Raw genomic sequence first — 18,811 nt, forward strand, 5'->3', positions numbered from 1 at the left:
GGCGTAATATGTCAATGATCATTGACCGCCGCCTGAATGATCGCAATAAAAACGCCAGCAATCGCCAGCGTTTTATCAGGCGTTACAAGGCGCAGCTGCGCAGATCGGTCGCCGATATTGTCGCCGACCGCTCGATTACCGACATGTCGCGGGGCGGCGAAGTTGGTATTCCGGTTAAAGATATTTCCGAACCAAAGTTTCGCGTTGGCCGCGGTGGCGACCGCGAAATGGTACATCCCGGCAATAGGGAGTTCACTACCGGTGACCGTATCGCCAAGCCGCCTTCTGGTGGCGGTGGTGGTGGCGGCTCTGGCAGTGGCGAAGGTCAGGGCGAGGAAGGTCAAGACAACTTTATGTTCACACTCTCTAAAGAAGAGTTTATGAACTTGTTTTTTGACGATCTTGAACTGCCCCGCTTGGCGCGTAATGTGCTCGGTGATTCAAAGCAGTTTACCTATCGTCGTGCGGGTTACACGCCAAGTGGGGTGCCCGCAAATTTGTCGGTGCCGCGCTCCCTGCAAAACGCCATGGCCAGACGCATCGCCCTGCGCGCACCGTTGAATCGTGAATTAGCCGAATTAAAAGCGGGAGCTGGCACTGCTGAAGATATTGAGGCACTGGAAAAGCGGATTGAGCGAATTCCATTTTTAGACGAATACGATCTGCGTTTTCGTCATCGCGTAAAAGAACCCAAGCCAATTAGCCGTGCAGTGATGTTTTGCTTAATGGACGTGTCGGCGTCGATGTCGGAACAGAAGAAGGACCTGGCCAAGCGCTTTTTCACCTTGCTTTATCTTTTTCTTAGCCGTAAATACGAACACGTCGAGCTGGTCTTTATTCGTCACACCTCCAATGCAGAGGAGGTCGATGAGCAGGCGTTTTTTCACGACCCCCAAACTGGCGGTACCGTGGTGATGTCTGCGCTCAATTTAATGATCGAAATCCTCGAAGATCGCTACTCGCCGAGTCAGTGGAATATCTACGGCGCGCAAGTTTCCGACGGCGATGCCTTTGGCAGTGACCCTCAGCGTAGCGCGATGCGCCTCAGCAAAGATATTCTGCCCCTGTGCAGGTATTTCGCCTACGTCGAAATTCCCGACAGCCCTAGCAGTATTACTCCGCTGGCGGCGGCGTATAGCCAAATTCGCGACGCCACCTTTGCCATGAGTACGGTGATGGATCGCGGGGATGTTTACCCAGTGTTGCGGGAGCTGTTTCAGAGGGAGACTGCATGAGGCCATTGAAAGACAGCGTGTTATCGCGGGGTGGCGACTGGGACTTTGAGCTGTTGCAGCGCTACGATAAAGAAATTGGCATTATCGCCAAAGAGTTTGGCCTAGATACCTACCCCAATCAGATCGAGGTGATTGCCTCGGAACAAATGCTCGACGCCTACGCGTCTGTGGGTTTGCCAATAAGCTACGCGCACTGGAGTTACGGCAAGGAGTTTATTCAAAACGAGGAAGCCTACCGGCGCGGCCAGCGTGGCTTAGCCTATGAGCTGGTGATTAACTCCGACCCCTGTATTGCCTATTTAATGGAAGATAACAGCATGCCCATGCAGGCGCTGGTAATTGCCCACGCTTGCTACGGACACAATTCCTTTTTTAAAGGTAATTACTTGTTTAAGCAGTGGACCAGCGCCGACGCCATTGTCGATTACATGGTATTTGCTCGAAAGTATATTTTTGAGTGCGAGCAGCGTTACGGCGAAGATCGCGTAGAAGAGACCTTGGACGCCTGCCACGCCTTGATGGATCACGGCGTAGACCGCTTTCATCGGCCCTCGCCACTGTCGGCTGAGGATGAGCTCCAGCGCCAGCATGAGCGTGAAGAGCATGCCTGGAAACAGTACGACGATATTTGGCGCACTGTGCCACAAAAGCCCGATGACGGCGCAAGTGCAAAAAAGAAAAAGCGAGTATTCCCTCCTGAGCCTCAGGAAAACCTGCTGTATTTTATTGAAAAATACTCGCCGACACTTGAACCCTGGCAACGTGAGATTGTGCGCATTGTGCGTAAGCTGGCCCAATATTTTTACCCCCAGGGTTTAACTAAAGTGATGAATGAGGGCTGGGCGACCTTTTGGCACTATACCTTGTTAAATAGCATGTACGACCGTGGTCTGGTGGATGACGGCTTTATGTTCGAAATTTTGCAGTCTCACACCAATGTGGTGATGCAGCCTGGTTTTGATCACCCCGGCTATTCAGGCATAAATCCCTATGCATTGGGCTTTGCGATGATGCGCGATATTCGACGCATCTGTGAAGAGCCTGATGAGGAGGATCGAGAGTGGTTCCCAGATATTGTCGATAAAGACTGGCGCGAGGTGCTGGACTTTGCCATGCGCAATTACAAAGATGAGTCTTTTATTGCCCAGTATTTATCCCCCAAGTTGATCCGTGAATTTCATTTGTTCGCCATTGCCGACGAGCACAAGGCTGATCATTTGCGGGTGGAGGCTATTCACAATGAAGAAGGCTACCGCGAGGTGAGGCGCTTACTCTCCAAACAATATAATCGCGATGTCTTAGTGCCAGATATTCAAATTGTGCGCTACGAGCACATGGGCGACCGATCCTTGGTATTGCGTTATAACCGCTTGCGGGAGCGGCCGCTTACCGACGACGCCACGGAAGTCCTTAAGCATCTTAGTCGCCTGTGGGGTTTTAAGGTCACCATGGAAGTATTTGAAGAAGGCAAAGGCGTTGTTGATAAAACCGAGGTCTCGCCGGTTTAAAGACTAGCCGCATGGCTAGTCTTAGTTCGTATTAGTTTCCTTCAAATTGTGCAGTCGTTTTATTCACAAATGCGTCAACGGCGCGGTGATGGTCCTTGGTGTGGTGACATTGGGACTGAACATCGGCGCAGACGTCCAAAAAGTCACTTAACTCTTGGCGTTGTGCCAGCTTCATTAGGCGTTTGGTTTGTCGCAGTGCTAAAGGTGGCTTAGTCGCATAATCTCGGGCGTAAGCCTCTGCCGTGGCCATTAATTCCTCGCTAGCGACACATTCGAGTAATATCCCCATTTCTAAAGCTTCCTTGCTGTCAATGATCCGGCCGCTAAAGCTAAGTTCCGCCGCTCGTTGGTAGCCTACTAAGCGCTGCAAAAACCACGCGCCTCCGTCGCCGGGAATTATCCCTAGATTAATAAATGTCTCGCCAAAACGAGTGTGTTCACAACCTATGCGTAAATCGGCCATACTGCATAAGTCAAAGCCCGCACCAACCGCGGCCCCGTTGACCGCGGCGATGGTTACTATTTCTGCACTGTGCATAGCCCGGGATATGCGCTGGATACCGTTGCGGTAGCTGTCGCTGATTTCCGCTTGGCTGCCGCCAAACATACCCTGCTTGTCGCGCATTTCTTTCACATTGCCGCCCGAGCTGAAGGCTTTGCCTGCGCCCGTAATAATCAGGGTGGAAATCGCTTTGTTGGCATTGGCCCAGGCAATGGTGTTGCACAAATCGTTGATCAGGTTTGTGCCGGTGAGAGCGTTGCGGAGGTCGTCGCGTTCAAAGCGGAGAGTGGCATAACCAGCGTTGACGGAGAGTGATGCGTCTATGAGTGTAGGTGTTGGGTTCATATTTGTTTCCACATTTGACGGTTTTTGGGAAATTAGGTCGCTTAATTCTGTCTGCCACGCAGTATATCAAAGCTGAAGTCGATCTTAGTGTCTGTATCGCAGCGTTTGTGGCTAGGGGTTGGCCTTGTTTTTGCTTTAACCCTTATGGCTAAGCGGTAAAACGTGATGTTGCATGCTTGGTGGCCACTTTTCGTGCATTGATTTATTTGGTTTTTACGTAGCATAACACCGGATGTTACGAAAAGTATCTTGTGTGCTATTAAGAATAAAAGGTGATTTATGAGCAAAGTATTTACTGATCAGCTTGCTGCCTTGCCGTTGTCCCAGGTATTTATCCGTCTATTACCTAGTGGAGCTTATGTGGCAGCAATTGCGCTAGAAGGAAGGGTGTTAAATATCTATGAAAATGAAGAGATGCCCCTGAAAAGGTGCTCTTTAGATGAAATTTTGCAATATTTAATGGCTTGCGGCTGCCCTCGCAAATCATTTGTCGGCGATGCTGGCGGTGAGATAGATGCACTGGCTAGACTTGTGATGGCTGAGCCGCTACTTGTACATGCTGCAATGTGAAAATTGGTGACATATTTGTGAAAATACTGAAATAGTTCTAATTTGGACTGCCCTGCGCCGTCCTGGCGCAAGCGAGTAGCACTGAACTTGGGGTGAAGCGCGTTAGAGACTAAACTATAACTGTGGGAAAAAGGCGCGCAGTATCAATTTGGCTTGACGTCAAGCGTGCCTAACAATATACCGTGGGGTAACAGTTCCAATCTAAAGTGGCCGCTTTTTGATAGTGGAATGTTTAGTTCCTGGGGCGTATTAGACTTGAGTTGAAGTGTTTCATCATAACCTTGCAATTTCAGCTGTTCTGGCTGATTGCTGTGCACAACAAGAATAAGCCTCTGTCCTTGATCTAGCACGATTGCTTTAGGGCCGTCTATAAGTTGGCCGTCGACAAGTTGCCAGCTCACACGGTAGTCTGCCTTTTCTTGGAAGTCCGAACGTAAAAATCCTATGGCATAAACTGCAATCGCAAGTGCGGCAAGTGAATAAATCATCTTGCTGTTCATGGGCGTCACCCCTCTCTGAACGTCGAGGATGTTAAAACATCCACAATAATAGAAATCGCTGGCATTGAGAATGCTTCGTGCCATAAATCGTATATGCTATGATAAACCACTGATTTTGTTTTGTTTTGTTGAGTCTAAATGAGCGCTATTTGCCTGTGCGACTTCGCGTAACGGCATTTTCGGCAACTAAAACTGCCATGGCGAGTCATTATACCTACTGGCAAGGCTGGTTTCGTTCCGACAACGAACGGTGTATAGGTATCGTGCGGCTATACTCTGCTTTGGTTCTATAAAGTGTAAAGAGGCAATTGAGTGATTGAAGCGCTGAAGATAATTATCACCACGTTCAAGATGAGGTTCCTGTCTTTTGTCTTGTTGCTCTTTGTTGTTCTTACCGTATTAATGATCCCAGTGTCTGACCGTAACGTTCGCATAAAGGAAGAGCGCCAACTAGAAAATCATTTGCGCAATGCTGTCGACGAACGCAGCAAAGCGTTTATGGCAAGTATTGAACGTTTGAAAAGGGATACCTTATTCCTCGCAGGGACACCGCCGATACAAGGTATTATTAGGGCGAAAAACAATGGCGGAATTGATCCTCAGGTAAATAATGCTACGGAAGTCTGGGAACAGCGCTTGCAAGAAATTTTCTCCGCTTATTTGGAGATTCAGCCCGGCGTCCAGCAAGTTCGCTATATTGGTGTTGCCGATCAAGGGCGTGAATTGGTTCGTGTCGATAGAAAAGGGCAGAAGATAGCGGTGATTGGCGCTGCGCAATTACAACAAAAAGCTGACCGCGATTATTTCTTTGAATCACTTAACAGAGCGCTTGGCGAAGTTTACGTATCAAAAATTGATCTTAATCGTGAATTCGGTGAAATAGAAATTCCTCATATCCCAACCTTAAGACTTGCTACTCCTGTTTTCGACAAAGCCGGTAGTGCTTTTGGAGTGCTCGTCATAAATGTAAATTTGCTCGATATTTTTGCAACGATAGGTGCAGATTTTTCGTCAGACGAGAATGTGTATCTTGTTAACTCTGACGGCGATTTCCTTATGCACCCGGAGGCTGGTCGCGCTTTTGGCTTTGAATTGGGTGCACCGTTTCGCTGGCAGGATGAGTTTGATAGAACGTTCAGTAGCAAAGAAAATAAATTATATCGAGTAAGTGATGGCGCGCTATTTTATATCGCGGCCCGTGAAAATTATTATGATGGCGATCACTCCTTGGGCGTGGCGGTTTTAGCACCCGAAAGTGTCGTAGATCAAACAGTGGCTGCGGCGCGAACATATAATCTTATTATATTGGTTAGCTTATTGTTTATTACCTTGGTGTTTTTGTACCTCATGGCAATAAATATCAGGCGCCGAGAAGAACCTGCGCGACAGAACTCGTCAATGGCTGCCATTGTTGAGGGGTCTAATGACGCCATTGTGAGTGAGACGGTTGACGGTGTTATTCATAGTTGGAACGATGCCGCTCAGCGGATGTTTGGCTACGCAACGGAACAAGTTGTCGGTAAGACGATGAACAGCTTGGTCGTACCTGAAGACTTGGAAGACGAAGCGGTCATGCTTCGGAAAAGAGTTTTCAATGGTGAAACGATTCCCAATTTTGAGACTCGTCGTCGTGATCAGGATGGTGATGTTATTTATGTGTCGATAACCGTTTCTCCCGTTAAGGACGCTAACGGAAGAATATTTGCCGCCGCTAATATTATTCGGGATATTAGTGATATGAAGGCGGCGCAAGCACAATTAGTTGAAATGAATCATCGATTAGAAGAGCAAGTTGCCGCACGGACAAGTGAGCTCGAAGCGTCTGGCGTGTTACAGGATGCTATTTTAGCAAACGCAGGCTACGCGATTTTTGCAAACAAACCTGATGGCACTATAACGCTTTTTAATCCAGCGGCAGAAGCGATGCTTGGTTATAGCGCCAGTGAAATGGTAAATAAGCGGACCATGCAGGTAATGTTTATTAAAGAAGAAATAGAAGCTGAATTAAAAAGATTGGCGCAGTTAGATCATAAAACGTTGGTAGATAGTAATGGCAAGCTTATTACTCAAGATGTGAATTATGAAAAGGAATGGACGTTTATTCGCAAAGATGGAACGCGAATACCTGTATTGCTGAAAAGCAACACTTTGTACGATAAGGAAAATAAGGTAAGCGGCTATATAGGTATTGCTCGAGACCTTACCTTGCAGAAGCAACAACAAGCTGAGCTGATGAAAGCAAAGGCAATGGCTGAAGAGGCGAGTAAGACCAAGGGTGAGTTTTTAGCGAATATGAGTCATGAAATTCGCACCCCAATGAATGCTGTGTTGGGAATGCTGAATTTATTAAAATATACCGACATGACCAATCGTCAGTTAGATTATGTCTCAAAGGCCAGCGGTGCTGCCGAAGCGCTATTGGGCATCATTAACGACATTCTTGATTTTTCTAAAATAGAAGCTGGGAAACTATTACTTGAAAAAAGACCGTTTTCTATTGATGAAATATTAAAGGATATCGCTGTTATCCTGAGTATGAATATTAGCGATAAGAATGTTGAAATACTTTTCAATATCGACCCTGCGGTGCCCAAAACCGTGCTGGGTGATTCATTGCGCATAAAGCAAATTCTAATTAACTTGGCGGGAAATGCCGTTAAATTTACCGAGCAAGGTGAGGTAATGCTGTCGGTTTTTGTACAGCATGAACGCAGTAATAGCATGGTGCTGGGGTTTAAAGTCAGCGACACCGGAATCGGTATGTCGGCCGATCAGCAAAAACGGGTTTTTGAATCTTTTACTCAGGCCGAAGCGGCTACGACACGACGGTTTGGCGGAACCGGGCTTGGCCTGGTGATATGTCAGCGATTAATTCGGCTGATGGGGGGCGAATTAGAAGTCGAAAGTGAAGAGGGCAAAGGCAGTACTTTTTCGTTTTCACTTATTATTGAGCCAGTAGAAGATGGTGCGCTGCGCGAGCCGGCGCGGCGGGCACTGCCGGTTGAGTACGAAAATCTGCGTTTACTTGTTCTGGACGATAATGCGCATGCCCGAGAGATTATTGCTGGTATTTGTCAAAATCTTGGTTGGGAAGTCGAAGAGGCGGAAAGCGGCAATATTGGTTTGGAGCTGATTAAGCGGAGTCTCCTTGAAGCTAAGCCCTATGATATTGTTTTTATCGATTGGATGATGCCGGGTTTAGATGGCTGGCAGACCGCAAGTGCTATTCAAGCGCTTTGTGCCGACACCCTAACTCCACGGCTTGTGATGGTAACGGGGCACGCTAAAGAGGTTTTTGAGCAGCAGGAAGACGCCATCAGCACAGCGCTTGATGGTTTCTTGATGAAACCGGTCACCGCCTCGGATATATACAATACAATTATAGAGGCATTAGCAGATAAATCGGCTGAGTATAAAACGGGTATACAGCAATCGAAAGCGACTAATGATGGCCTTGTTGGTATGCGTATACTCTTGGTGGAAGATAATATTACTAATCAGCAGGTCGCGCGAGAGCTGCTCGCAATTGAGGGTGCTGAGATAGTCGTGGCTGATAATGGTCAAATTGCCTTGGACAGTATTCGGCATGCGAAGCTGCCATTTGATGCGGTATTAATGGATATTCAGATGCCGGTGATGGACGGCTATACGGCGACACGGGAGATTCGCGAAACCTTAAAATTGAACTATTTACCCATAGTCGCAATGACCGCTAATGCGATGCCTGCGGATCGCGCCGCCTGCTTAGCGGCGGGAATGAATGATCATATTGGTAAACCCTTTGATTTGGCTGAGCTAGTCACGGTATTGCAAACCGTCTGCGGTCGCGCTAAGTCAAATCCGCAGGTTGACGCAGTAAGTAAAAGTGAAGGCCGGGGAGACCTTCCGGAAGCCCCCGTTGGTTTTGCATTTAAAGAGGCCTTGTTGCGTTTAGGTAATAATCGGGAGTTGTATGCAAGTCAGGCGCGGATGTTTGCGAGTCGACACCGTGATGATCTTGGCAAAGTTCTTTTATTAATTCAAAAGGGTAATAGACCTGGCGCTGTTCGAGAGCTACACACTTTGCGCGGTGTGGCGGGAACATTGGGTGCGCAGGCGTTAGCGAGCCGACTCTCCGAGCTTGAAATGGCAGCGAAAGGCCTCGTTGAAGTTCCGGTTATTGAGACCCTGCTAAACGCTACCGAAGTGCATCTCGAAGAAGCTTGTGAGGTCATGCTTAAACTTGCGGACTCGTTGGCGGCGCCGTCACGGGATGTGACGCCTCCACCTTTAATCGATGAGGAAATAAACGCCAAGCTTGATGAGTTTGGGCGCCTTCTTAAAGACAGTAATATGAGTGCTTTAGACAGTTTTGAAAGTTTACGTGCTATATTTGCAGTCGATAGCGAACCAGCGATTAAGGTGCGGGAAGCCATGGCGAGTCTTGATTTTGCCGCAGCGCTAGAGGCTTTAAATATGATGAGGGATAACTGATTTTTACGGTAATGTATTTGATCACAACGCTATGCACAATATCAGGTTATGGTTATGAGTGAACTTAAGCCCGCGCTGACATCTGGGTTGATCTCCGGCACGTTGGTATCAGAGCGCCCTCGGCTATTGGTGGTTGATGATCAGCCCGTCAATATTCAGGCGCTCTATCAGGTCTTTGCTAAAGATAGCGAAGTGTTTATGGCCACGAGTGGTCAACAAGCAATTGACGTGTGTCGGCAAAAGCGGCCGGATTTAATTCTGCTTGATGTGCTGATGCCGGATATGGACGGAATAGAAGTTTGCAAAATACTTAAAGCAGACGCCGAGACTCAGAATATACCCATAATCTTCGTCACCTCTCAAGACAGTCCTGAAGAGGAGACGCGTGGCTTGGAAGTGGGCGCGGTTGATTTTATTACCAAGCCAGTGAACCCTGCTGTAGTGCGTGCTCGGGTAAAAACACATTTAACGCTAAAAATGCAATCAGATGCATTGCGGGCATTGGCTTCGATTGATGGCCTGACTCGTATCCCTAATCGGCGTTTCTTTGACGAGCGCTTAGATGCGGAGTGGCGCGCGTGCCGTCGAGGCGGAAATTCGCTTTCCGTCATTATGATCGATGTCGACCATTTCAAAAAATATAACGACCATTACGGTCATTTGGAAGGGGATAATTGCCTGAAGCGCGTGGCGAGCGCGCTTGCGGAGAGCAATTGGCGAGGCCGAGATTTAGCGGCGCGGTATGGTGGGGAAGAGTTCGTTTGTCTAATGCCTGAAACCGATCTTGCCGGTGCGATGAACAAGGCAGAAAGCCTGCGTTTGCAAATAGAAAATTTAGCGATGCCGCATTCGGAGTCTGCTAATGCTGATATGGTCACCATTAGTGTCGGTGTAGCGACTACTGTGCCGAGTGAGCGTGAGTCCGAAGAAGTTTTGCTGGGCGCTGCGGACGAGCAATTGTACAAGGCAAAGCAAACCGGCCGTAATCGGGTGGTAGGTATCGCGCTTAGCTAAACGATGCGGTGTATAGCGGTAACTTAAGATCTTATTTCAGTTGGTCGGCCAAAGTAGTAGCCTTGAAAATAGTCGATGCCCATTCCGGCGCAGGCATCGGCAACGGCCTGATTCTCGACACCTTCCGCTAGGGTGGATATACCCATATCCTGCACCATCGCATTAAGAGACGAAAGTAGCTTGTGATGTACAGAATGCTGATCGCCAGCGCCTCTTACTAAGCTGATGTCGAATTTGAGGATGTCCGGAGGCGCTTCGGCTAGCTCTAATAGGCGGGCTTGGCCAGCGCCAAAGTCATCGTAGGCCAAGTTGATGTCCAAATCCCTTAAACCAGCACGAATACGCCGCATAATGTTTAGGTCGGTTATTGCGGCTTCGTGAACTTCGAAAATTAAACGTAGGTCTGGGTATTGGCGCCGCAGCCGGTGTAAGCCAGCAAGTAGTTTGTCTGGCTCTCGACACTCCAGTGGGTGGCAGTTGAAAAACAGCGGTGTACGGATATTGGCACTTTTGGCTTGAGCAAAACTGCGCTGACGAAAAAGCTCGCTGAGTTCAATTTCTTTGCCCATTTGCGCTGCGATTAAAAACAGCTCATAGGGGTTTTCGTTTAGGGCGGGATGTCGTCCCCGGCCCAGTAGCTCGTGGCCAAAGATATTTCCTTGATTGTCCATTATCGCTTGTTGGTAGCTTGTTACTTGGGCTTTGGTTAATAGCGTTAAGAGCTCGCTGCCAAGAACGGGAAAATTGCTGGGCAGTGTGCGATGGGAAATTCTGGTGTGGTCATCGCAATCTGTGTTTGCCGCTAAATTCCGCTGTTTCAGGCAATATTCAACGCCGGCAAAGTGCACTACATCGCCAGGTTTTAGCGGCGTGGTTTGGCTAATGCGTTGGCGATTGACAAAACTGCCGTTGGTACTGCCGAGGTCGGTGAGTGCTGGTTTGTCATTGACTAACTCGAGGCGGGCATGACGGCGAGAGAGCGCTGCATTGTGAATGACAATATCATTGTCGGCACCGCGACCGATAGAAGTAGCTTGTGCGGCAAAGGGTATTTGCTGGGGTAAATCCGAGCTTCTACTAAAGCTTTCTAAATAATAACAACTATCCATATTAGGACTTATCCGCTTTGCATGGGTCCGCCGCTGTGGGCGCGCCAAAAGTAGCAATCGCAATAAATATAACCGAAGCGACGGTCTAGGTCATGCCCAGCGGGACTACCGGGGCCGTTAAAATGGGCAGGGGCAGTGTACGTTAATTGGCTCAGTACTTATTGGGTGGCGAAACACAATATTGTCTGCATGGAGCAGTAAGCGCGCGGCCATGGCCTGGGTCTGAGGTGTGCCATAAAGGTCGCAGCCTAAAATGGGGTGGCCTAGTGCCTGGCTGTGGATGCGAAGCTGGTGGGTTCGGCCGGTTTGCGGGGTAAACTTAATGCGGCTGCGAGGTGGGTTATCCAGACGTTCTAAAACCTGATAATGACTTTGCGCCTGCTTGCCGGTGGCAAAGCAAATCTTTTGCAGAGGGAAGTTTGCCAGATCTTTGGCAATAGGCGCTTCTATATAGCCCGTGTCACGTTGTACGTGACCGGCTACTACGCTGATATAGGTTTTTCCAATGCTACGCTGCTGAAATTGCGTGGTCAGCTTGGCGTTTGCGAGCTTATTCAGGGCAATAATCATAAGGCCTGAGGTGCCTAAATCGAGGCGGTGGGCCAGTGTGGCAGTCGGAAATTGTTGAACTAGGCGATAGTGAACCGAATCCTTATTGAGCGGATTTTTGCCCGACAGGCTAAGTAGGCCGCTGGGTTTATTTATCAGCAAGATGTGCTCATCTTGCATCAGAATACTGATCTTTTCAGCGCAAGGCGGGGCTACGAAGTTATCTGCTAAAGTGGGAGTTGAGGTAAGCATAAACCCGTGGCGAATTGGCGGAATGGTTGGCCATCACTGGCCAAATTAATTTGACAGTATACGGGATTCACTCGGCGAATACTTAGCGGCTTGAGGCTGCCAGTTACCTAGCGCTTTTACATGACAGCATCTAGCGGAAGTAGAGGCGCTCTTGCTATGATCGACGCGGCGCACGGGTATGTATTGGGGGGTGTCATAAATCACTCAGGCTAGTCTGCGCGTTGAAGTACCAGTATTTTTGCTGGTCTTTACTATTATTTATGCGGGGAAAGCGTTATGAATAAGAACTTGGGTTTGGCAGCGGTATTGATGGCTGCAGTATTACCTGTGTCTGCATTGGCTCAGACGGCGACAATGTATGTTACTGGTCAGTTTGGTAAAACCAGTTACGATTTGGACAGCGGTTCTAATGTTGATGACGAAGACAATGGTTATACCATGGGCATTGGTGTGCGTATGGGGCCGAATGTCGCGATTGAGGGGGGCTATGTTGATCTAGGCGAGGTTTCTGGGCGCAGTGGTACGGATTCTATTTCGGCGGAAACAACTGGTGCATTCGCTGGCTTAGGTTTATTTATTCCTCTGCAGCCTGGCTTTGAACTAACCGGACGCGCGGGCCTAATTGCATGGGATACTGATGCTACTATTACTGTGGGTGGATTGAAGTCTACTGAAAGTGACGATGGCACTGATATCTATTTTGGCATTGGCGCGGCCTTTCAGGTGAGTCGCGAACTTCATCTTACCGTTGGCTTTGACCGTTACGATATCGACGACACTGATGTCGACATGCTGTCTTTGGGAGCGAAGTTTTACTTCGCAATGTAAGACTGAGCTTAAACCTAATACAGGCACTTTGCTGCCTGTATTAGGTGCTCAGATAGTGAATGCTTAGTTGCAGTTGGTGTTGAGTATTAATGTCTTAAACACCACGGAATTATGATCTTCTAAGCTTTTTTCTGGCTCCTCAGCAAGGCTGAGTTTAGGAAAACGCTTAAATAGTTCACTTAGTGTTAAGTACAATTGGCGTTTAGCCAGTGCTGCGCCAATGCAAAAGCGTGGCCCGTAGCCAAAGAGCACATCGGGTTCGAATACGCGGCGAACATCCAGCTTCTCTGGCTCGTCATAATACTCGGGGTTGTGATCCTTGAGGTGGGGCATCATTAAAATCATCTGCCCCTTTTTCACTTCTTGGCCAAGAAGCGCCATATCTGCTGGGGCATAGCGAGCAAAGCCCATTTTAGAGTTGCCTGACCAGCGCATTATTTCGCTAAAGGCATTCGAGAAGGCATCGGCCGACTCTAGTGCTAAGGGGATTTGATCGGGATTTTTTAGCAAGGTATAAACCGACCACTGCTGGGCTACCAGCGTGGTGTCTGCGCCAGCGCCAATTAGCGCCAAAATTAACGTAATAATATCCCACTCATTAAATTTCTCATTCTCAGCTTCAATTTTAAGTAGGGTGCTGAGAAAGTCACCGTCTACAGGGTCCTTGCGGCGCTCGGCTATTACCTCTTGCAGAATATCGATGGCTTTATTGCTGTCGTCTTGCGCGCGTAGCCTGCGCTCTTCAGAAATGGTTGGGTTCCATGTTTCGGTAAACGTCATGGTTACCCGCTTCATCGCGGGCCAATATTTTTCTGGTACGCCGATCATGGCGGTTATCGAGATAAAGGGAATGTGTCTCGCGACTTCCTCGATATAGTCAAAACTCTCAGGCTCGCCAATCTCATCAAATAGCTTTTTAACATGAGGCTCAAGGCGGCGCTGAATATTCTCAACGACGTTGCGCGAAAATGCTGGTGCGGTGATGCGACGAACCAAACGATGATGGCCTTGATCGGCTAGCAGGCTGTGGCCAACCAGGGCTTTTTCAAAATTATTCCAGTTTTCTTCGGTGGGACGCGGTGGTGCAAATTCCCAGTCGTAGAAATCTGAGGAGAGGTATTCCCGTTTCCAGCAGTCCATGATGTCGGGCATTTGGGTCATAATCCACGCCTGCCACGGGGCATACCATACGAGGGGGCCGCGTTCGGCTATTGCGAGGCATTGCGGCCCGGGATTCTCGCTGTATGCCTTTGATGTCGGGTCGAATAAGGTTTCGATCGGGGCTAATTCTGGCAGCGATTGGGGCATACTGGCTATCCTCGTATTATATTTGTTGGAACTGACGAGCTTATACGCGAACGGAAGTCGCGATGTTTTTGTCCTAAAAAATATACTACAGTGTAATTATGCTCACAAGTTAATTTTTTATCATGGGGCTTGGCCGGTATACGCTAATGTGTAAAAAATATAATTTAGTGCTATTTATCAATTGCTTACGCGTGTCCTAGGGCGCGTTATTGGCAGGCTCCGGGTTTCGTAAGTATATTTCCCAGTTACTGAGATAGTTCACATAGCTACACTCTTTGTAGTAGTGGGCTGTTTGTTAAAAAATTCAGGGGAATGCATGAAGGGGCAGGACGCGGTCAATGATTTACTGTCACGTACAAAGGCGATTGTAGAGACAATCGTAGATGGCGTGATTACGATTAGTGATCGCGGCTTAATTGAAACCGTTAATCCTGCGGTAGAAAAAATATTTGGCTACCGTCTAGATGAGCTCAGTGGTCAAAATGTCTCAATGTTGATGCCAAACCCCTACCAACGTGAGCACGACAGCTACCTTAGTAATTATCTTAGTACCGGCGAAAAGAAAATTATTGGTATTGGTCGCGAGGTCACTGGCCGACGCAAAGACGGCAGTACCTTCCCTCTAGAGTTGGCTATTAGTGAAATGGAGGTGAATGGCCAGCGTATGTTTACTGGCATCGTCCGGGATATATCGCTGCGCAAGGCCACTGAAGAGAAGCTCCGTGAATTGTTGACGCGCACCAAGGCAATTCTCGACACCATTGTGGATGGTGTTATCACCATTAGTGATCGCGGTTGTATTGAGACGGTTAACCCCGCGGCCGAAAAAATATTTGGTTACCGTTTAGATGAGCTTAGCGGTAAGAATGTTTCGATGCTGATGCCCGACCCGTATCGGCATGAACACGACCAATACTTAAAAAATTACCTTCATACCGGCGAAAAGAAAATTATTGGCATTGGTCGAGAGGTTACTGGTCTTCGGAAAGACGGCACCACGTTTCCATTGGAATTGGCCATTAGCGAGATGGAAGTCAACGGTCAGCGCATGTTTACCGGTATTGTTCGGGATATTTCAGAACGTAAAGAAACTGAAGAAAAGCTCCGAGAGGCGATGCGCAGAGTGCATGAGCAGCGTATTAAAGATGAATTTATTGCCACGGTAAGTCATGAACTGCGAACGCCGTTAACGTCAATCAAGGCATCGTTAGAGCTGATTATAGGTAAGGCTGTGGCCAAGGGGTCCGATCAGGAGAAAATGCTCATTACCATCGCTCACAAGAACAGTGATCGTTTATTGTTATTGATTAATGATATTTTAGATATTTCTAAAATTGAATCTGAAAAAATGAAGTTAAATTTTAGACGAGTACGATTGCATTCGTTTTTAGAAACTGCGATTTCTGACAATCAGGCTTATGCGGAAAAGCATCACGTCAAATTTGTGTTAATAGATTGTCCGGGAAATCTCCATATTTATGTGGACCCAGATCGCCTTATGCAGGTGATGAGTAATTTAATGTCGAACGCGGCAAAGTTTTCTCATCAGAACTCACAAATAGAGATTGAAGCTAGGCGCAGGGATGATGGCATCCGGATTACGGTGCGCGATTATGGCCCTGGCATTCCCCTCGATTTTCAGAACAGAGTATTTGAAAAGTTCACTCAGGCGGATACCTCAGATAAACGCGAAATGAGCGGCACCGGCTTGGGCTTACATATTTCCAAAGCCATTATTGAGCGACATCATGGTGAGCTTTCTTTTGACACGGTGGTTGGCAAAGGCACAGAATTTCATGTTGATTTAAAACAACAATTACAGAGGCAGGGTAGCCCTCAATGACGACATGCCCAGAGCTTGAACGAGTTTTGTATATTGAAGATGAGCCAGATATTCGCTTGGTGGCGGAGATTGCTCTGCGTCAAGTTGGTGCCTTAAATGTCATCACTTGTGCCGGTGGCGAAGAAGGTTTGAGTTTAATTCATGACTTTATGCCGCAGTTAATTATTCTTGATGTGATGATGCCCGGCATGGATGGTCCGCAAATACTTTGTAAACTTAGAGATATGCCGGAGTTCAAAACGACGCCGGTGGTGTTTATTACTGCAAAAGTTCAAGCCGATGAAGTGGAGCAATTTAAACGCCTTGGCGCAGCAGACGTGATAAGCAAGCCCTTTAACCCGATGACCCTGGCCGACGATGTGCGGGCAATATGGGCGGCGTGTTATGAGTGAACGCGAGTTAAACGAAAAGCCAAGTGTCGACGCTCAGCTGGCGACGCTGCAGGCGGAGTATATTGCTAATCTATACGAACGGGTGTTACCCGTTTTAAGCCTGTGGCAGGATTATATTGCTAGCGATTATTCGCCGGAATTGTTGCGCGATGTTTACCGGAAAGTGCATGCAATCGCGGGAACCTCAAGTATTTTGAATGTTAAACCGATAGATCGCTTAAGTAATCAAGTACAGATAAAAATTCAAACTGTATTACAGGCCGCTGACATTGAAACGACGCTAATCGCAGAGATTGGTCTGACCTTAAATGAGATCCTAGATGTGGCGAAGTCGGGCGATATTAATGCCCCACCAATTAATTTAAATACTTGATCTTACTGTATTGAGCTGCACAAATAAGGCGGGCCTCAAGTCGCAAGTTGATGGCGATCTTGGCCTAAGCGCTGTGCATACGTTACTATCTCTGCTTTGACGAAATATTGGGGTGGATAATTGCCAGTGACACAGCTTGGACGCCGTGAGCGTAAGAAGAAGGCCGTTCGGGAGAATATCTCGGAACAGACCCTGCGCCTTATCGCGCGTTACGGCGTAGAAGGCATCACTATTGATGCTATTTGCGACTGTGTCGATATTGCCAAAAAGACGTTTTACAATTATTACGCATCCAAACACGATTTAATGGTTGATATATGCCAGTCTGAGTTGTTGCAGCGTACCGATGACTTGGTGAGTGAGGCGATTGCTACATCCGGTGATTTAGCGGAACAACTCGATTATATTCTTGGAATTTTGGCAACACGCAATAGTACCGCTAGTAAGTTAGAGCGCGAGTTAATTGCTTATTTAGTGGGTTCCTTGTCGACTAATTTAAGTCAGGGGGCGGGCCAATTGGCATTTATGAATAGCTATTTTTATCGGCTATACAGCAATAGCCAATCTCAGTTAAAGCCTGGGATCACCCCCGAGTTCTGTGCAGAAATGACGGTGGGAATGGCGAATGCCATTACTCTCAATTGGCTACACGATGATAATTACAACACCCAAGAGCGCTTCTCCCAGTTGCGAGATTTTATTGTAAGTAGCATGCTCGCCGGGTCTTAAGGCGCGGTATTCGGCCATGGCGTCAAGTGTGCTGTGGTTTGGTCAGCATGGCGCTAAGGCTTGGCGGTATGCCCATTTTTTCCGCGCGACTGAAACTCTTCCTAAATAGCCGCGAGCCCAGTGTTTTAGGCTATCTCCGTCTCTGCGAGGCGCATTGCTCCGCCTCGGATTAATGATCCGTAATTCAATTTTTACAAACCTTGCTTGACCTGCAAATGGAAACCGTATACTTTTTTTACACCACGGTTACCTTTTTGGCTTATCCTTATTGGAAAGTTCATGTTTCGCAGGAGAGATAGTATGAGTAAGCGGTATGACAAGCCTATTCCACTGGGTTGGTTTGCCATTGGATATTCTGCAGAGCTCGCGGTGGGCGATGTGAAGCCATTGCGCTATTTTGGCCGGGACTTAGTGTTATTTCGCACAGAATCAGGTGAGGCCACGCTGTTAAATGCGCATTGCCCGCATTTGGGCGCTCACTTGGGCCATGGCGGCGTTGTTAAGGGCGAGAGCATCAGCTGCCCATTTCATGCATGGGAGTTTAATGGCGAGGGTTATTGTACCAAGGTGCCCTACGCCAAAAATATGCCGCCAAAGGTCGACGGTAAACAAGCTATTGGCCGCTACCCCGTTACTGAACGCAATCAAATGATCTGGGCTTGGTATCACCCAGAAGGCGCCGAGCCGAGTTTTGAGGTGCACACCATTGCCGAGTTGCACTCACCGGAGTGGACGGACGTCGACACCTTCGAGTGGGAAATTAATTCGATTATTCAGGAAACCGGTGAAAACGCCGCAGATATCGCGCACTTTGTTACCGTACACAACTCACCAGAAATGCCTCAGGGTGTGGTGACGATGAATGGTCACACTCGCTGTACGCTAATGGACAGCAAGCAAGAGGCGATGGACGAATTTGGCAATATTGATCGCAGTGGCCAGAGCTATGATGAGGGCCGCTTAGAAGCTTGGTCCTATGGTCCTGGGCTCACCTATCAAAAATTCTCGCGGCTGTTTGATGTCGTGATGATGGGCACAATCACCCCAATTGACGACCAAAATATCCATATGCGCTTTTGTTTCACTCTGCCTAAGCAGCAGAGCGATGAGCACACACTTTATGCCAATGCCTTCCGCGATGAGATCGTGCATCAGGTGAATCAGGATATTCCTATTTGGGAAAATAAGGTCTATCTCGAAGAGCCGACACTTTGCGATGGTGATGGTCCAATTGCCAAATACCGCAAGTGGTTCAAACAGTTTTATGTTGCTTAAGCTCGG

General features: G+C 48.0%; 16 protein-coding genes. 11 read left to right on the forward strand and 5 right to left on the reverse strand.

The genetic code is table 11. From position 1 onward, the window contains the following. The first annotated feature begins 8 nt into the window (after window positions 1-8). Window positions 9-1,235 carry a YeaH/YhbH family protein gene (locus tag AZF00_RS04560; protein ID WP_008246302.1) on the forward strand — a complete coding sequence of 409 codons (1,227 nt, stop codon included), beginning with the start codon at window positions 9-11 and terminating at the stop codon, window positions 1,233-1,235. Next, window positions 1,232-2,743 carry a SpoVR family protein gene (locus AZF00_RS04565; RefSeq protein ID WP_008246304.1) on the forward strand — a complete coding sequence of 504 codons (1,512 nt, stop codon included), beginning with the start codon at window positions 1,232-1,234 and terminating at the stop codon, window positions 2,741-2,743. Before AZF00_RS04560 ends, AZF00_RS04565 begins: the two co-directional genes overlap by 4 nt. Before the next feature lie 31 nt (window positions 2,744-2,774). On the opposite strand, the gene AZF00_RS04570 is transcribed toward AZF00_RS04565, so the two are convergent. Then, entirely contained in the window at window positions 2,775-3,590 is an 816-nt protein-coding gene (locus tag AZF00_RS04570; protein ID WP_008246305.1) for an enoyl-CoA hydratase-related protein, read from the reverse strand. 279 nt (window positions 3,591-3,869) lie between these two features. Here AZF00_RS04570 and AZF00_RS04575 point away from each other — a divergent pair, with 279 nt between their 5' ends. Beyond that, on the forward strand, window positions 3,870-4,160 hold the full coding sequence (locus AZF00_RS04575) for a hypothetical protein (RefSeq protein WP_008246306.1): 291 nt from the start codon (window positions 3,870-3,872) through the stop codon (window positions 4,158-4,160). Window positions 4,161-4,303: 143 nt separating this feature from the next. Here AZF00_RS04575 and AZF00_RS04580 read toward each other — a convergent pair whose 3' ends face one another. Further along, the gene (locus AZF00_RS04580; protein WP_008246307.1) at window positions 4,304-4,660 is read right to left on the reverse strand and encodes a hypothetical protein; all 357 of its coding nucleotides are present in this window, start codon (window positions 4,658-4,660) and stop codon (window positions 4,304-4,306) included. A gap of 312 nt (window positions 4,661-4,972) precedes the next feature. Here AZF00_RS04580 and AZF00_RS04585 point away from each other — a divergent pair, with 312 nt between their 5' ends. Next, window positions 4,973-9,133, forward strand: a complete 4,161-nt coding sequence (locus AZF00_RS04585; RefSeq protein WP_062383247.1) for a response regulator — start codon at window positions 4,973-4,975, stop codon at window positions 9,131-9,133. A gap of 54 nt (window positions 9,134-9,187) precedes the next feature. Further along, window positions 9,188-10,147, forward strand: coding sequence for a diguanylate cyclase (locus tag AZF00_RS04590; protein ID WP_008246314.1), 960 nt, complete (start codon window positions 9,188-9,190; stop codon window positions 10,145-10,147). A 23-nt stretch (window positions 10,148-10,170) separates the two neighbouring features. Here the strand turns inward: AZF00_RS04590 and AZF00_RS04595 are convergent, their stop codons facing one another. Then, entirely contained in the window at window positions 10,171-11,256 is a 1,086-nt protein-coding gene (locus tag AZF00_RS04595) for an EAL domain-containing protein (RefSeq protein WP_008246315.1), read from the reverse strand. Between the two features lie 117 nt (window positions 11,257-11,373). Further along, complete coding sequence (locus tag AZF00_RS04600; protein WP_231856190.1) at window positions 11,374-11,967, reverse strand: pseudouridine synthase; 594 nt, start codon at window positions 11,965-11,967, stop codon at window positions 11,374-11,376. A gap of 366 nt (window positions 11,968-12,333) precedes the next feature. On the opposite strand from AZF00_RS04600, the gene AZF00_RS04605 reads away from it, so the two are divergent. Continuing rightward, window positions 12,334-12,885 (forward strand): outer membrane beta-barrel protein, encoded by a 552-nt coding sequence (locus AZF00_RS04605; RefSeq protein WP_008246317.1) that lies wholly within the window; start codon window positions 12,334-12,336, stop codon window positions 12,883-12,885. Between the two features lie 63 nt (window positions 12,886-12,948). Here AZF00_RS04605 and AZF00_RS04610 read toward each other — a convergent pair whose 3' ends face one another. Then, on the reverse strand, window positions 12,949-14,193 hold the full coding sequence (locus AZF00_RS04610) for a cytochrome P450 (RefSeq protein WP_008246318.1): 1,245 nt from the start codon (window positions 14,191-14,193) through the stop codon (window positions 12,949-12,951). Between the two features lie 316 nt (window positions 14,194-14,509). Here AZF00_RS04610 and AZF00_RS04615 point away from each other — a divergent pair, with 316 nt between their 5' ends. The 5 genes from AZF00_RS04615 to AZF00_RS04635 all read left to right on the forward strand — a co-directional run bounded on the left by AZF00_RS04615 (window position 14,510) and on the right by AZF00_RS04635 (window position 18,805). Further along, window positions 14,510-16,036, forward strand: a complete 1,527-nt coding sequence (locus AZF00_RS04615) for a PAS domain-containing sensor histidine kinase (protein WP_008246319.1) — start codon at window positions 14,510-14,512, stop codon at window positions 16,034-16,036. Further along, complete coding sequence (locus AZF00_RS04620; RefSeq protein WP_008246321.1) at window positions 16,033-16,428, forward strand: response regulator; 396 nt, start codon at window positions 16,033-16,035, stop codon at window positions 16,426-16,428. The genes AZF00_RS04615 and AZF00_RS04620 overlap by 4 nt, the downstream gene beginning before the upstream one ends. Continuing rightward, a complete protein-coding gene (locus AZF00_RS04625; RefSeq protein WP_008246322.1) occupies window positions 16,421-16,801 on the forward strand; it encodes a hypothetical protein in 381 nt (126 codons plus the stop codon). The genes AZF00_RS04620 and AZF00_RS04625 overlap by 8 nt, the downstream gene beginning before the upstream one ends. Window positions 16,802-16,927: 126 nt before the next feature. After that, on the forward strand, window positions 16,928-17,530 hold the full coding sequence (locus AZF00_RS04630) for a TetR/AcrR family transcriptional regulator (protein WP_008246324.1): 603 nt from the start codon (window positions 16,928-16,930) through the stop codon (window positions 17,528-17,530). Between the two features lie 300 nt (window positions 17,531-17,830). Then, window positions 17,831-18,805: a Rieske 2Fe-2S domain-containing protein gene (locus tag AZF00_RS04635; protein WP_008246327.1), complete on the forward strand. Its 975-nt coding sequence runs from the start codon at window positions 17,831-17,833 to the stop codon at window positions 18,803-18,805. The last annotated feature ends 6 nt before the right edge of the window (window positions 18,806-18,811 follow it).

This window comes from Zhongshania aliphaticivorans, from assembly GCF_001586255.1.
In the GTDB taxonomy this organism is placed as follows: Bacteria; Pseudomonadota; Gammaproteobacteria; order Pseudomonadales; family Spongiibacteraceae; genus Spongiibacter; species Spongiibacter aliphaticivorans.